Source organism: Sphingobium estronivorans (assembly GCF_008692605.1).
Taxonomy (GTDB): domain Bacteria; phylum Pseudomonadota; class Alphaproteobacteria; order Sphingomonadales; family Sphingomonadaceae; genus Sphingobium; species Sphingobium estronivorans.
In genome coordinates this window covers 22,616-36,865 of the sequence record NZ_LFCT01000025.1, presented here as the reverse complement: position 1 = coordinate 36,865, position 14,250 = coordinate 22,616, and the positions used below count along the sequence as shown (strand labels likewise).

General features: G+C 64.5%; 16 protein-coding genes. 3 read left to right on the top strand and 13 right to left on the bottom strand.

Translation table 11 applies throughout. The features are described 5' to 3' along the window. The first annotated feature begins 28 nt into the window (after window positions 1-28). The 3 genes from F7P65_RS16995 to F7P65_RS16985 are packed head-to-tail and all read left to right on the top strand — an operon-like array spanning window position 29 to window position 2,332. Entirely contained in the window at window positions 29-1,813 is a 1,785-nt protein-coding gene (locus F7P65_RS16995; RefSeq protein ID WP_150293769.1) for a chloride channel protein, read from the top strand. Between the two features lie 46 nt (window positions 1,814-1,859). Then, window positions 1,860-2,150 (top strand): hypothetical protein, encoded by a 291-nt coding sequence (locus F7P65_RS16990; RefSeq protein WP_150293767.1) that lies wholly within the window; start codon window positions 1,860-1,862, stop codon window positions 2,148-2,150. Then, window positions 2,147-2,332 carry a hypothetical protein gene (locus F7P65_RS16985; protein ID WP_150293765.1) on the top strand — a complete coding sequence of 62 codons (186 nt, stop codon included), beginning with the start codon at window positions 2,147-2,149 and terminating at the stop codon, window positions 2,330-2,332. Before F7P65_RS16990 ends, F7P65_RS16985 begins: the two co-directional genes overlap by 4 nt. Window positions 2,333-2,341: 9 nt before the next feature. On the opposite strand, the gene F7P65_RS16980 is transcribed toward F7P65_RS16985, so the two are convergent. From F7P65_RS16980 to hpnI, 13 genes are all read right to left on the bottom strand, one after another. Then, on the bottom strand, window positions 2,342-2,830 hold the full coding sequence (locus F7P65_RS16980) for a DUF6306 domain-containing protein (protein WP_150293763.1): 489 nt from the start codon (window positions 2,828-2,830) through the stop codon (window positions 2,342-2,344). Between the two features lie 60 nt (window positions 2,831-2,890). Continuing rightward, window positions 2,891-3,679: a 3-oxoadipate enol-lactonase gene (gene pcaD, locus F7P65_RS16975; protein WP_150293761.1), complete on the bottom strand. Its 789-nt coding sequence runs from the start codon at window positions 3,677-3,679 to the stop codon at window positions 2,891-2,893. Further along, a complete protein-coding gene (gene pcaF / locus F7P65_RS16970; protein WP_150293759.1) occupies window positions 3,676-4,878 on the bottom strand; it encodes a 3-oxoadipyl-CoA thiolase in 1,203 nt (400 codons plus the stop codon). The genes pcaD and pcaF overlap by 4 nt, the downstream gene beginning before the upstream one ends. Beyond that, a complete protein-coding gene (locus tag F7P65_RS16965; RefSeq protein WP_150293857.1) occupies window positions 4,875-5,528 on the bottom strand; it encodes a 3-oxoacid CoA-transferase subunit B in 654 nt (217 codons plus the stop codon). Before F7P65_RS16965 ends, pcaF begins: the two co-directional genes overlap by 4 nt. Then, a complete protein-coding gene (locus tag F7P65_RS16960; protein ID WP_150293757.1) occupies window positions 5,528-6,235 on the bottom strand; it encodes a CoA transferase subunit A in 708 nt (235 codons plus the stop codon). Before F7P65_RS16960 ends, F7P65_RS16965 begins: the two co-directional genes overlap by 1 nt. Before the next feature lie 17 nt (window positions 6,236-6,252). Continuing rightward, complete coding sequence (locus F7P65_RS16955; protein ID WP_150293755.1) at window positions 6,253-7,143, bottom strand: dioxygenase family protein; 891 nt, start codon at window positions 7,141-7,143, stop codon at window positions 6,253-6,255. A gap of 24 nt (window positions 7,144-7,167) precedes the next feature. Then, a complete protein-coding gene (gene catC / locus F7P65_RS16950) occupies window positions 7,168-7,458 on the bottom strand; it encodes a muconolactone Delta-isomerase (protein ID WP_150293753.1) in 291 nt (96 codons plus the stop codon). Window positions 7,459-7,462: 4 nt separating this feature from the next. Further along, window positions 7,463-8,632, bottom strand: a complete 1,170-nt coding sequence (locus tag F7P65_RS16945) for a muconate/chloromuconate family cycloisomerase (protein WP_150293751.1) — start codon at window positions 8,630-8,632, stop codon at window positions 7,463-7,465. Window positions 8,633-8,826: 194 nt separating this feature from the next. Next, window positions 8,827-9,789 (bottom strand): lysylphosphatidylglycerol synthase domain-containing protein, encoded by a 963-nt coding sequence (locus tag F7P65_RS16940; protein WP_150293749.1) that lies wholly within the window; start codon window positions 9,787-9,789, stop codon window positions 8,827-8,829. A 23-nt stretch (window positions 9,790-9,812) separates the two neighbouring features. Continuing rightward, window positions 9,813-10,721, bottom strand: coding sequence for a ferritin-like domain-containing protein (locus tag F7P65_RS16935; RefSeq protein WP_150293747.1), 909 nt, complete (start codon window positions 10,719-10,721; stop codon window positions 9,813-9,815). Then, entirely contained in the window at window positions 10,718-11,563 is an 846-nt protein-coding gene (hpnK, locus tag F7P65_RS16930; RefSeq protein ID WP_150293745.1) for a hopanoid biosynthesis-associated protein HpnK, read from the bottom strand. The genes F7P65_RS16935 and hpnK overlap by 4 nt, the downstream gene beginning before the upstream one ends. Before the next feature lie 8 nt (window positions 11,564-11,571). Continuing rightward, complete coding sequence (gene hpnJ / locus F7P65_RS16925; protein WP_150293743.1) at window positions 11,572-13,017, bottom strand: hopanoid biosynthesis associated radical SAM protein HpnJ; 1,446 nt, start codon at window positions 13,015-13,017, stop codon at window positions 11,572-11,574. Continuing rightward, a complete protein-coding gene (hpnI, locus tag F7P65_RS16920; RefSeq protein WP_150293741.1) occupies window positions 13,014-14,171 on the bottom strand; it encodes a bacteriohopanetetrol glucosamine biosynthesis glycosyltransferase HpnI in 1,158 nt (385 codons plus the stop codon). The genes hpnJ and hpnI overlap by 4 nt, the downstream gene beginning before the upstream one ends. Window positions 14,172-14,250 lie beyond the last annotated feature (79 nt).

Here is a 14,250-nt window from a genome sequence, read left to right as displayed (position 1 = left end):
GCCGCAACATTACCAAAAAGGACTTTGCATGATTCGGGAAGCCTCCGCCATGACCGAGGCGCCCAGTCTGGGCGATCACAGCGTCGATCGGCGCATGATGATGCTTGCCGCGATGGCGCTGGTCGTCGGCAGCGGCGGCGCGGCGGGGGCGTGGATTTTGCTCCGGCTGATCGCGCTGGCTACCAACCTTTTCTGGCATGGCCGTCTGTCCTTCGCCGATGCCGACATGGCGGACAATGCCGTCGGGCTGGCCGTTCTGGTCATCCCGGTGATCGGCAGCCTGATCGTCGGGCTGATGGCGCGCTACGGGTCGGAGAAAATTCGGGGCCACGGCATACCGGAGGCCATAGAGACGATCCTCTTCGGCGAAAGCCGCCTGTCGCTGAAGGTTGCGATCCTGAAACCCGTTTCCTCCGCCATCTCCATCGGCAGCGGCGGCCCCTTCGGCGCGGAAGGGCCGATCATCATGACCGGCGGTGCCATCGGATCGCTCTTCGCCCAATGTTTCCACCTGAGCGCGGCGGAGCGCAAGACCCTGCTGGTCGCCGGGGCGGCCGCGGGCATGACGGCGATTTTCGGTACGCCGCTTGCCGCGATCCTGCTGGCCATCGAAGTGCTGCTGTTTGAATGGAAGCCGCGCAGTTTCGTGCCGGTGGTGCTGGCGGTGCTGGTGTCCTTCGCCTGGCGGCCATGGCTGATCGGCGGCGGGCCGATGTTCGCTTCCGACCTGTCCGTGCCCGGCGGCATCTGGCCGCTGGCCGGGGCCGTGGGTCTGGGCCTGCTCCTGGGTCTGGAGGCCACGCTGCTGTCGAAGGCGCTCTATCGGATCGAGGACGGCTTTCACCGCCTGCCGGTGCATTGGATGTGGTGGCCCGCCTTTGGGTCGGTGGTCGTCGGACTGGGCGGCTTGATCGATCCCCATGTGTTGGGCGCGGGCTATGCCAATATTCATGCGCTGCTTGGCAACAGTCTGGAGATGCGGGCGCTTGTGACGCTGCTGGCGGTGAAGGCGCTGGTCTGGCTGGTCGCCCTGGGGTCGGGGACGTCGGGCGGCGTACTGGCGCCGTTGCTGATTCTGGGTGGGGCGCTGGGCTGTCTGGCGGGGCATTATCTGCCGGGCGATCCCGGTTTCTGGGCGATGATCGGCATGGCCGGGATCATGAGCGGGGCGATGCGGGCGCCGATGACCGGCGCGTTGTTCGCCGCCGAGCTGACCGGCCGGTTCGAAGCGCTGCCGCTCTGCATCGCCGGGGCCGTGGGCGCCTATGCGGTCAGCGTGCTGCTGATGCGCCGGTCGATCCTGACGGAAAAGATCGCGCGGCGCGGGCGGCATATCTTTCAGGAATATAGCGTCGATGCGCTCGATCTGTTGCAGGTCCGCGAGTTGATGACCGCCAATCCCGACACGTTGCCGGGCGACATGACGGTGGCGGCGGCCATCGATTTCTTCGAGGAGCAGGCCCGGCATCGCAGCTATCCCGTGGTCGATGGGGCAGGGCGCCTGTTGGGACTGGCGTCGCGCAGCGATGCGCTGCGCTGGGAGGTGGAGGACATCGACCGGACAGCATCCCTGGCCGAAAGCCTGTCCGACGCGTCGCAACCGGCCGCTTTCCCCGACAGCCCGAGCGGCGTGGTCGCGGACCTGATCGTCCAGTCGGGCATCGGCCGCATCCCCATTGTCGAGCGCGACAGCCGCAAGGTGATCGGCATCCTGTCGCGGCAGGATTTGTTGAAGGCCCGCCACAAGGTGCGCACCGGCGAAACCCGGCGGACGGGTCCGGTTTTCCGAACGGAGCGGAGGACGGAGGTTTGACAGATATATCGCTCTACGATATAAATGCCCTCAGGAGAGGCGCCTCATGTTCGTCATGGCCATCATCGTTCAATCCATCGCCCTTGTCATCGGCAGCGTAGCGGCGGCGGGATTGCTGTGCTGGCTGGCGTCCGCTTTCACGGCCCGGTTGCATCATCGGGGCTGGGCCGCGATGCTGCTGCTCGGTCCGCTGTCCATCCTGTTGCTGACCGGCGTGATCCATAGCGAATTTGTCCGGCTGAGCGCGCTTTGCGGTCTTTTCGGGGCTTTGTTCCTCTGGATTTCCGAACGCAGGCCGGATGAGCCGACGCCTATAGTCCGGGGACAGGACAAGTGACGGCGCCGATCTGGACCTATCCCGCTCTGCTTGCCAGCATCGGTGCAGGCCGATCCCCGGACCGGGCGGCATTGCGATTCCTCGTGCGGCGGATGCGGGAGGAGGCGTTTCCCGAAATCAGCGAACCCGACCGGCGGAGGCGGCAAGTGCGCCGGGCCGTTATCGCGCTGCTGGAACCCTGACCAGGGATTTCAACGGTCTGCGTGCCCTTCCAGAAACGCGTCCGCGATCCCGATATTGACGCGATGCTTTTCCGCCATGTCCCTGAGATCCGCATGCAGCGATTCGTCGCGGATGCGCGGCGTGATTGTCTCGATCCTCTTCACAACCCAGGCCTGCCCGCGATTGAGGAAAGCGAGCCGCTCCAGCGGGTCCGCGATCGCCATGGCCTTGCCCAGAAAGGCGCCCGTGGCAGATGACGGCACACCGCCGATCCGCTGGATGTGGCGGGTCAGCATGGCGCACCAATGCGCTTCATCCTTCCGCACATCCTGCATCAGCGGCGCATAGCCGGTCGGGGACGTCGATTTGCTGCTGTTCAGCGCGACGCGGGCACCCGCCTTTTCCGCTTCGAGCAGTTCGTTCAGCGCCGCCAGGATTTCATCGCGCTCCGCATAGCCCATATAGGCGTCGGAACCGTCCGCCGCGTAGCAGACGGGGGAAGCAGGTTCGTCGGTCATGCCATCACTCCTGTCCCCTCATCATAAGGGGACAATGGACGACATGCGAGTCCGGCTGGCCTAGGCCAGAAATTCCAGTACCGCCTGAGCGAACGCCTCCGGGCATTCGACATTGGCGAGATGCGCGGCTTCCAGCATCACCAGTTGCGAACCGGCGATGGCATGGGCCAGCGCTTCGCTGTGCGGCGGCGGCGTAGCAGGGTCCTGCGTCCCGCCAATGACCAGCGTGGGCGTTTCGATCATCGCGACCGGGCGGCGCAGGTCCATGTCGCGGATCGCGGCGCAGCAACCGGCATAGCCCTGAGGCCGGGTCAGCTGAAGCATGGCGCCGATGGGCGCGATGGCGTCCTGCCCGGTCGCGGCGAAGCTCTGGGTGAACCAGCGCTGGACCGATGCGTCCGCTAACGGCGCCATCCCCTGTTCGCGCACCAGTTGGATGCGCGCATCCCAGGCCGAGGGCGGCCCCATGAAACTGGACGTATTGGCCAGGACTAGCCGCCGCAGACGCTGCGGCTCGCGGATGCCCAGCCATTGCCCGGTCATGCCGCCCAGCGACAGGCCGCAGAAATCGACCGTCTCGATCTTCAGCGCGTCGAGCAGTTCGACGACATCGCGGCCGAGCCGGTCGATGGAATAGGCGCCCGCCGGCGCATCCGACGCGCCGTGGCCCCGCTGGTCGTAGCGCAGGACGCGGAAGTTCTGCGTCCAATGCGCCATTTGCGGCGCCCACATGCCCATGTCGGTGCCGAGCGAGTTGGACAGCAACAGCACGGGCGCGTCTTCCGGCCCATCGAAACGCCAGGCGATGCGGCATCCGTCGCCCATGGCGGCAAACTGCTTAGCCATCATACCCGCTCCACCGCGACCGCCAGCCCCTGACCGACACCGATGCACAGCGTCGCCAGACCAAGCCTGCCACCCGTTTTCTCCAACTGATGCACCAGCGTCATCAGGATGCGCGCGCCCGACATGCCCAGCGGATGCCCCAGCGCGATCGCGCCGCCATTGGCATTGACCCGCGCATCATCGTCGGCAATGCCCAGACCGCGCAGCACCGCCAGACCCTGACTGGCAAATGCCTCATTGAGTTCGATCGCGTCGAAACGGTCGATGGCCAGGCCCAGCCGCGCCATCAGCTTCTGCGTGGCGGGTACGGGCCCGATGCCCATGATGCGCGGCGGAACGCCGGCGCTCGCCATGCCCAGGATACGGGCGCGGGGCTTCAGGCCATGGCGCTGGACCGCGGCTTCATTGGAGAGGATCATTGCCGCCGCGCCGTCATTGACGCCCGACGCATTGCCCGCCGTCACCGTCCCGTCCGGCCGGACCACGGGCTTGAGCTTCGCCAGCGTTTCGATGGTCGTGTCGGCGCGCGGATGCTCGTCCGTATCGACAATCGTTTCCCGGCCCTTGCGGTCGGTGATGACGACCGATGCGATTTCCTCTGCGAAATAGCCGGCTGCCTGCGCGGCGGCCGCCTTCTGCTGGCTGCGCAGGGCGAAAGCGTCCTGGTCCGCGCGCGAGATGCTAAAGTCGCTGGCGACATTCTCGCCCGTCTCCGGCATGGAATCGACGCCGTACAGCGCCTTCATCCTCGGATTGACGAAACGCCAGCCGATGGTGGTGTCGTAAATGGCGTTGCTGCGCGAATAGGCGCTTTCCGCCTTAGGCATGACGAAGGGGGCGCGGCTCATGCTTTCCACGCCGCCCGCGATCATCAGGTCGGCATCGCCCGACCGGATCGCCCGCGCCGCCGAACCCACCGCGTCCAGACCGGAGGCGCAGAGGCGATTGACGGTCGAGCCACCCACGCTGTCGGGCAGGCCGGCCAGCAGCGCGGCCATGCGCGCGACGTTGCGATTATCCTCGCCCGCCTGGTTGGCGCTGCCCAGGATCACATCGTCGATGGCGGCGGGATCGATTCCGCTGCGTTCGATGAGCGCCTTGATCGGGATCGCGGCGAGGTCATCGGCGCGGACGGACGCCAGCGCACCGGCATAGCGGCCAATGGGCGTGCGAACGGCGTCGCAGAGAAAGGCCTCGCTCATGCGGCGACGGCCTCGTTGATGACGAGCGGCGCGCCGGTCTTGGCCACGATCTCCTCGACGCTGACGCCGGGCGCGGTTTCGACGAGGGTCAGCCCTCCGGCCTTGCGGTCCACCGCGATCACGCCCAGGTCGGTGATGATGAGGTCGACCACGGCCTTGCCGGTGAGCGGCAGGGTGCAGGTTTCGAGGATCTTGGGGCTGCCGTTCTTCGACACATGGTCCATGACCACGACCACGCGCTTGACGCCCGCGACCAGATCCATGGCGCCGCCCATGCCCTTCACCATCTTGCCGGGGATGGTCCAGTTGGCGAGGTCGCCATTGGCGGCCACCTCCATCGCGCCCAGCACGGCCATGTCGATATGCCCGCCCCGGATCATCGCGAAGCTGTCCGCCGAGGAGAAGAAGCTGGAGGTCGGCAGCGCAGTGATCGTCTGCTTGCCGGCGTTGATAAGATCGGGGTCCGCTTCGCCCTCATAGGGGAAGGGGCCGATACCCAGCATGCCATTCTCGCTCTGGAGCGTGACGTTGACGCCTTGCGGAACATGATTGGCCACCAGCGTCGGGATGCCGATGCCCAGATTCACATAATAGCCGTCGCGCAGTTCCTTTGCGGCACGCGCCGCCATCTCGTCGCGGGTCCAGCTCATCATGCAGTCTCCCTTTCGCGGGTGGTCAGCTTCTCGATCCGCTTCTCGTTGACGGTCGAGAGGAGGATGCGGTCGACATAGATGCCCGGCGTGTGGATGCAGTCGGGATCGAAGCTGCCTTCGGGCACGATTTCCTCGACCTCCACGACCGTTACCTTGCCGGCCGTCGCCATGTTCGGGTTGAAGTTGCGCGCGGTCTTGCGGAACATCAGATTGCCCGCCGGGTCGGCCCGCCAGGCCTTGATGATCGACAGATCGGCGCGCAGCCATGTCTCGCGGACATAGTCCTCGCCCTCGAACGTCTCGACCGGCTTGCCCTCGGCAACGACGGTGCCGACGCCCGTTTTGGTGTAGAAGGCCGGGATGCCCGCGCCGCCCGCCCGGATGCGTTCCGCCAGCGTGCCCTGCGGGTTCAGTTCCAGTTCGAGTTCGCCCGAGAGATACTGGCTTTCGAACAGCTTGTTCTCGCCCACATAGGACGAGATCATCTTCCGGATCTGGCGGCTTTCCAGCAGCATCCACAGGCCGAAACCATCGGCCCCCGCATTGTTGGAGATGACGGTCAGGTCCTTGACGCCCGATGCCCGAATTTCTGGGATCAGGCTCTCGGGATTACCCGAGAGCCCGAACCCGCCCGACATGATCGTCATGCCGTCGAACAACAAGCCATCCAGTGCGACCCGAGGGCTGTCGTAAATCTTCTGCATGGAAAGCCTCCCTCTTGTTAAGCCGCGGCGCGCGTGCGGGACGAAAAGCCCTCTTCGCTGGCGGCGTCCGCCTTTTGCAGTTCGAAATCGAAGGCGATGGTCGCGGTGTCGCCCTGGCGGTTGGGGACCGGCAGCAGGCCTTCCCGCGTGGCAAAGGCAAAATCGTCTGCCGCGAAAGGATCGTCGCCGAAGTTGATCTGCGTCGTCAGCGTGCGATAGCCGGGGGCTTCGACGAAGAAGTGGACATGGGCCGGGCGGTTGCCGTGACGGCCGATCGCCTGCATCAGTATATCGGCGGCGCCGCCCGGCGGCACGCTGTAACCGTTGGGCATCTTCGAATGAAAGGCGTAGCGGCCGTCGCTGTCCACCTTGATGCGGCGGCGGTTGTTGAACGGGGTCTGTTCGCGGGTCGGGTCGAAATGCGAATACCAGCCCTGGCTGTTGGCGTGCCAGACATGCACGATCGCATTCTGAACCGGCTCGCCGTCCGGTCCCTTGATCACGCCGCTCATATAGAGCGTTCCGGTGTCGTCGGCATCGTCGGTCAGGTTGACGTCGCCCTCGACCAGCGGAGCGCCGGCGACATAGAGCGGCCCTTCGATGGTGCGCGGGGTGCCGCCCGACTTGCCGGCCTCGGCGTCCTTTGCGTCCATGAACAGGTCCATGAAATGTTCAAGGCCGACGCCGGGGACGATCAGACCGAATTCGGCGCCGCCATCCTGGAAATATTTGATCGCGCCCCAGAACTCGCTTTCGGTCACGTCATAGCGAACGATGACCTTCATCGCCGCTTCGACCAGATCGCGGGTAATGGCCTTCAGCCGCTTGTCGCCGCCCTCGGCTTCAAGGCCGCTGGCGCGATCGAGCAGGGTCTGAACCGCTTGAGTATTCACGAAATCTTCGGTCATTATACCTCTCCAAGTGATAGGGTTTCAGCGATCGTCGTCGTGAATGGAGGAAGGATGGCGGCAAAGCGCGGTCACCTTCACGTCCATGAAAGGATAGAGCGGCAGCGTCGTCAGCACGTCGTGGAGCTGCGCGTTGCTTTCCACATCGAAGATGCTGACATTGCTGTACTGGCCGACGACGCGCCAGATGTGGCGCCAGGTGCCGGCGCGCTGCAATTCCTGAAAGCGGGCCTTCTCCGCCGCCTTCAACCCTTCGAACCGCACGGGATCATAATCCAGCGGAACCTTGATATCCATGGTGACATGAAACAACATCGGCTTATCCGTTCGCTTGCTTGGGGAAAATGACCGTGGTCGGGGTGGCGCGATCCCGGCGAAGAGCCGCAACCGCGTCGGGGTTGAGCGCGATGCCAAGGCCGGGGCCAGTGGGCACGGCCAGGCTGTAATCGGAATAGTCCAGCGGTTGGGCGAGGACTTCTTCGGTCAGCAGCAGCGGTCCGAACAGCTCCGTCCCGAAGGCCAGATCGTTGAAGGTCGCGAACAGCTGTGCCGAGGCAACCGTGCCCACGCCGCCTTCCAGCATGGTGCCGCCATAGAGCGCCACGCCCGCCGCTTCGGCAATGCCGGCCAGCGCCTTGGCCGGGCCAAGCCCGCCCGCCTGGGCAATCTTGACCGCGAACACGTCCGCCGCGCTGGCCGAGGCATAAGCGAAGGCCGTATCGGGACCGTACAGCGCTTCGTCCGCCATCACCGCCAGCTTGCCCATCGCGGTCAGCCGCGCCATGCCGGCCAGTTGGCTCGCCTTGATCGGCTGTTCAACCAGATCGACTCCGGCATCGGCCAGCAGGGCAAGGCCGCGTTTGGCGGTGGCTTCGCCCCAGGCCTGGTTGACGTCGACGCGCACGCTCGCCCGGTCGCCCAGGGCGCGCTTGATCGCCGCCACATGCGCGACATCGTCTTCCAGAGGGCGCTTGCCGATCTTGAGCTTGAAGGCATTATGACGGCGGGAGGCGAGCATCGCTTCGGCCTCTTCAATGTCGCGCCCCGTATCGCCGCTGGCGAGGGTCCACAGCACCGGCAGCCTGTCGCGCAGGCGACCGCCCAGCAACTCGCTGACCGGCACGCCCAACCGCTTGCCCTGCGCGTCCAGCAGGGCGGTCTCAATGGCGTTCTTGGCGAAATGGTTGGCCGCGATCTGCTTGCGCAACGCCGCCATGATCAGGGCCGGGCGGGTCGGATCGCTGCCCTTCAGGATGGGCGCGGCATAGCGGTCGATGGTCAGCTGGATGCTTTCCGGGCTTTCTGCGCCATAGCTGAGGCCGCCGATGGTCGTGCCTTCGCCGATGCCCTCGATCCCGTCCGAGCAGATCAGCCGGACAATGACCATCGCCTGCGATTGCATGGTGGCGACGGACAGGACATGCGGACGGATGGTCGGCACATCGAGAATGAATGTCTCGATTGCATCAATGGTGATGGGGGTTGCCATATAACTCTCTCCGCTGTCCTGCGGGGGAGAATAAGAGTCGCCCTCCATCTTGGGAAAGACTGTTTGGGTTAGGTTTGATACCTATGGGGTATAACGACTCGCCTATGATCCTTATACTATGGCTACATCTGAGGTATGGGTGGGGTCGATAGCCCATATTTTCGCATCGTCGGAACGCCGTTTATGGCGCCCGTTCAACCGGCCTTTTCACCTCGCCCCGCCAGGTTGCGCATTTCATTGGCCTGCCAGAAGAGCAGCGTCGGCAGCCCGATTGCCAGATCGCGGGCGCGCTTGGCGAGGGACAGGGCCAGGGCGGTTTCCGGCGGCAGGCCGAAGATCGGACCGGCAAGGGCATAGGCAGCCTCCTGAACCCCGAGCGCGCCGGGAATGACGAAGGCGACGCTGCGCAATGTGAAGATCAGGCTTTCGAGCGCCAATATGTCCCACAGCGGGGCGGTGACACCCATCCAGCCGAGCGCCAGCCAGGCGCCGGTCCCGCTGGCCAGCCAGGCCGCCAGATTGGCGCCGAAGGCCAGCGCCACGCGATCCTTCCGTGCATAGATGCGCGCCAGTTCCGAACGCATAGCCACCATGGCGGTCGATCCGGGCAGGAAGCGGCCCGCCATGCGCGTGGCAAATTCCAGCGCGGCCCGTTGCATGGTGAAGAACAGCAGCATGATCGCGGCCATGACCAGCGTGCCGCCCAAAATGGCTGGGCGCAGATGGACCGCCGCGCCGTCGCCGATCAGCCGCGAACCCATCAGCGCGAGGCCGAACAGCGTGTAGACAAGCTGGCTTGCCATCTCGGTTGTCATGTCGACGACCAGCGAGCCATGGACGCGACTGGACGGCAGCGCCGCGACCGTCAGCGTCCGGGCGCTGACGATGATGCCGCCCAATTGGGAAAAGGGCAGCAGGTCGGACACCGCCTCCCGCACCATGCGCGCCCAGGCGAAGAGGGGCAGGGACCGGCCCGTCTCGCCGGGGGCCGCCGCCAGCCAGGCCGCGCCCAACAGGAAGAAAACGCCCAGCGACCAGAGGCAATAAGCCAAGAAACCCGTCAGCCCCATGCGTGCCGCCGTCGCCAGCACATCCGTGAGGCCGGTCGCGCCGATCGTCCATGCCGCGACCGCAAGCCCCGCCACGGTCGCCAGCAATATGCCGATCCGGGTCCAGCGTTTCAGCCGACCTCTCCCGCCTTCGGTCGCTTCATGAAACGCAGGACGAAACAGATCATGCCCGGCACGAAGCGAGGGCGGATCAAGCGCGCATCATAGGGCGCCAATCGTCGATCATTTTCCGCCAGACAGATGCGCGCCAATTCGGGAAAGCTGATCTCCACGCCCAGTTCCTTCGACCCGTTGAGCGTGAAATTATTCTCCTGCGCGCGGCTGTTGTCCTTGCCCATGCCCTTCGCCATGTCGATCCGTTCCCAGATCAGGTAAAGCCAGACGGCGATGACCTTCAGTTCGAACCAGGGCCGCCGCCAGATCGGCATGTTGCGCCGCCACCAGGCGACCCAGTTGACGAAGAACAGGATATGCCGCCCTTCCTCCCGCATCACGGGTTCGAACGTATCCACCAGTTCCGGCGGGAAGAATCCTGAATCCTTCGCGACCCTGAACAGGCCGAAGCCGAAGAAGCTGTCGATGCATTCCGAATAGCCGGTGCGCATAAAGGCATATTCAGGATCGGCGGGCCGTTTATAGTCCGGCTCCGGCGCCAGTTCGATGCCATAGGCCTGCACCATGTCGGACAGGACCAGCTTGTGGCGCGCCTCCTCGAACCCGTTCATCTCGACCGCTGCCTTGAGCAGCGGGTCGTGCACGCCCTCCGCAAAGGTCTTGACGTTCATGCCCGCGCGCCCTTCCGTCGCGACGGCGATGTCCCAGATCGGCAGCGAGACGATCTTATCGCGCGTTTCCTCGTCCAGTTGGGGCCAGTCGATGAGCGCCGGACGATAGGGATCATGCGTATCGAGCAGCGTTCGGCTCATCAACAATAGATGATCGGGACTGCCGCGCTTCACCCGGCCGGTGGGGAGGGGGACCGTCTCGTCATAATCGCCCCAGGAGCGGGCCAGGGTCATGAGCGCTCTCCTTCGATAAAGTCCGCAAAGCGTCCGAGGATGATGCCATTGCGCGCTACTGCCTGTTTGGCAAGAGGGGCCGTCAGCGCCGCCAGCTCCTCTGCATAACGATAGCCCGGCGCCGATCCGGCATAGGGGCCGGTCGCCGGGTGAACATAGATTTCCGTGAGGCCGTCGGGCAGATGCTCCAGCAGGCCATGGAGGCGCGGTGCAATCATCGCTCCCGACCATGCGAGGCCGAAGACCTGATCCGGCGTGACAATGGCGGCGTCCCGCATCCGCCGCCGGACCCGCCTTGCCCATATATCCTCTATCGGGGAGGCTGCGCGCGTGCCGTCCACCGCGCGCAGAATCGGAGCCGGTTCAACCGGCGCACGGACCGCCCGCATGGCATGGACACCGCCCACTGTGATGAGGGTGGCCGCGATGGTCGGGTGCAGGTGGAAATGCTTGTGCGCGTTCACATGGTCAAGCGGCAGGCCGGTGGCCGCAAAAGCCGCGAACTGCGCCTCCACTTCTGCGGTGAGTTGGCGGCGCGTGGCGGGAGAGGCGAAGATCCGCACGGCCGCGCGCACCATGTCCGTGCGAAAATCGCCGCGCGCATCGACCAGAGCCGGAATCCGATCCGGCGGCAGCACAGGCCGTTCATCGACCAGCACGATGTGCAATCCGACACCGAGCGAGGGCAGCCGCCTTGCCCGTTCGACGGCATCGTCCATGGCGGCCCCGCCCACCATCAGGCTGGCGGCAGTTAAAATACCGTCCCGATGGGCCCGTTCGACCGCTTCGTTGACTTCCAGCGAAGCACCGAAATCGTCGGCGGTGACGATCAGCCGTTTCACGGGAACCGTCAGGCGGCTTCCTTGCGCTTGCGCAGAAATTCGAAAAATTCTAGGCCTTCGCGCAGGCGGCGCTTCATCATGTCCCAGTCGCGGATCATTTCCCACAGGATCGATCCGATCTTGGACGGGCGGAAATAGAAGCGCCGGTAGAATTCCTCCACCTTATCGAAGATCAGCGGCGCGGGCAGATGGTCGTAGCTCAACTGCGCGATCTGGTTGCCGCCATCGGTCAGCAGGTGATCCGTGCCGTCGAACCAGCCATTGTCGATCGCCTGCTTGTAGAGGAACGTGCCCGGATAGGGCGCGGCCAGCGAGACCTGGATCGTGTGCGGATCGATTTCCTTGGCGTAGTTGATCGTTTCCTCGATCGTATCCTCGGTTTCGCCGGGAAGGCCGAGGATGAAGGTGCCGTGGATCACGATGCCCAGTTCGTGGCAATCCTTCGTGAACTGCCGCGCGACATCGACGCGCAGACCCTTTTTGATATTGTGCAATATCTTCTGGTTGCCGCTTTCATAGCCGACCAGCAGCAGGCGGAGACCATTGGCCTTCAATATTTCCAGCGTCTTGCGCGGGACGTTCGCCTTGGCATTGCAGCTCCAGCTCATCGGGAAACCCGGTTTGCCAAAGCCCAGCTTGCCCAGCGCGACCGCCAGTTCCTCCACGCGCGGACCATTGTCGGTCAGCGTGTCATCGTCGAAGAATATCTCCTTGGTCTGGGGGATATTCTCCATGATATATTTCACCTCGCCGATCACATGCGGGATCGAGCGGGTGCGGTAATTGTGGCCGCCCACGGTCTGCGGCCACAGGCAGAAGGTGCAACGGCTCTTGCACCCGCGGCCGGTGTAGAAGCTGACATAGGGATGTTTCAGATAGCCGCCGAAATATTTTTCGATGGTCAGGTCGCGCTTGTAGACCGGAGAGACGAACGGGAGCGAATCCATGTCCTCCACGATCTTGCGGTCCCGGTTGTGGATGATCGAACCGTCGGAATCGCGCCAGGAAATCCCCTCCACCTCGCGCAGCGGCATGCCGTTGGCGACATCCACGATGGTGAAGTCGAATTCGTTGCGGCAGACGAAATCGATCGCCGCGCTGGCGTTCAGCGCCTTTTCACTCTCGACCGCCACCTTCGCGCCGATCATGCCGATCAAGGCTTTGGGGTTGCGCGCCTTGACCAGTTCGGCGGTGCGCACGTCCTGATTGAAGCTGGGGGTGGAGGTGTGAAGGATCACCAGATCCCTGCCGTCCACCTCATGCGCGATATCGTCCCATGACAGGTCGTGCGCGGGGGCGTCGATCAGCTTCGACCCCTCCACCATCGCGGCGGGCTGGGCCAGCCATGTCGGATACCAGAAGGACTTCACCTCGCGCTTCATCTGATAACGCGCGCCGGCGCCGCCGTCATACCCGTCGAAAGAGGGGCCCTGCAGGAATAGCGTGGACATCATGTTCTGGCAGTCTCCGAAGAAGACGTGACGCGCCCGTCGCCCACCATATTAAGCGCCGTTCCACGCCAATCAACCGATCGGACGAAGAAGCTGGCGATGAAAATCGCGAAACTCAACATATCGCGGAACGGCAGGGTCCAGAATGACGCGGAAATGATCCTGGCGTGACGGTCGACGGCCCATTTCGTGCAGAATCGCACGATCAGAGTCGCTGCCAGCGCCGCCAGGGCGGGACTCGGATGGAAGGGCAGCGCCGCCAGCGCCAGCGGCAGGGGGAGGGCGATGAACGACGCCGCATGGCCCGCCGGGGCAAGGCCGCGCACCGTTGCCGCCCAGCGCAATTCATGCCGCCACAGGTCGCGCAGCCGGGCATCGGTGAACGCATGGGTCAGCAGCATGGGCGGCATCGCTATGGAAAGGCCGAGTCGCTCCACGGCCTGCCCCATCGCATGATCGTCCGCCAATATGTCCGCGAAACGGGCAAAGCCGCCCATCGCGTCCAGCGTCCCGCGCCGCAGGGCGATGGTCGATCCCATGCAGGGCGACGCCATGCCATGGACTTTCGCAAAGATGAGGCTGGGCAGGAATTGATAGCTGCTCCCCGCAGCGGCGAGGCGCGACCAGACGCCATTGTCGCCCCGCCCGCCATAAAGGCAGGTGACGGCGCCCGTTCCCGGTCGACGCAGGGCGGCGAGCAGCCGGGACAGATAGTCGCGGTCCACCGCCATGTCGCTGTCGCTGAGGATCAGGACGTCATGGGCCGCATGGCGCATCATGTTGATGAGGTTCGATATTTTTCCGTTCGACCCATGGCAGGTCTCATCCACGATCAGGTCGATGCGGGCGCCCGGATAGCGGGTCTGGAGCATCCGCACGGTTTCGATAGCGGGATCGTCGGGCCGTTGCACGCCACAGAGCAACTGAATCGCGACCGCATGATCCTGTTCGATGAAGCTGGCGAGATTGTCGATGAGGTGCGGTTCCCATCCGTGCAGGGGCTTGAGGATGGTGACAGCTTCATTGCCGGGTGACGGCTGTTCGGGCTTGCCCAGAAATCGGTTCAGCGTGAAAGTCGCGACCGCCATGTAGAGCATGCCGATCCCCGCCAGCAGCAGCAGCGCCCATCCGATGGCGGACAGCATGAGGGTCAGCATGGCCTTCCTTCCAGAACCGGGCACGGTGAAAACGTTCGGAAACATGCCGGAGATACTTGCCAGTTCCGTTTGCGGGAAT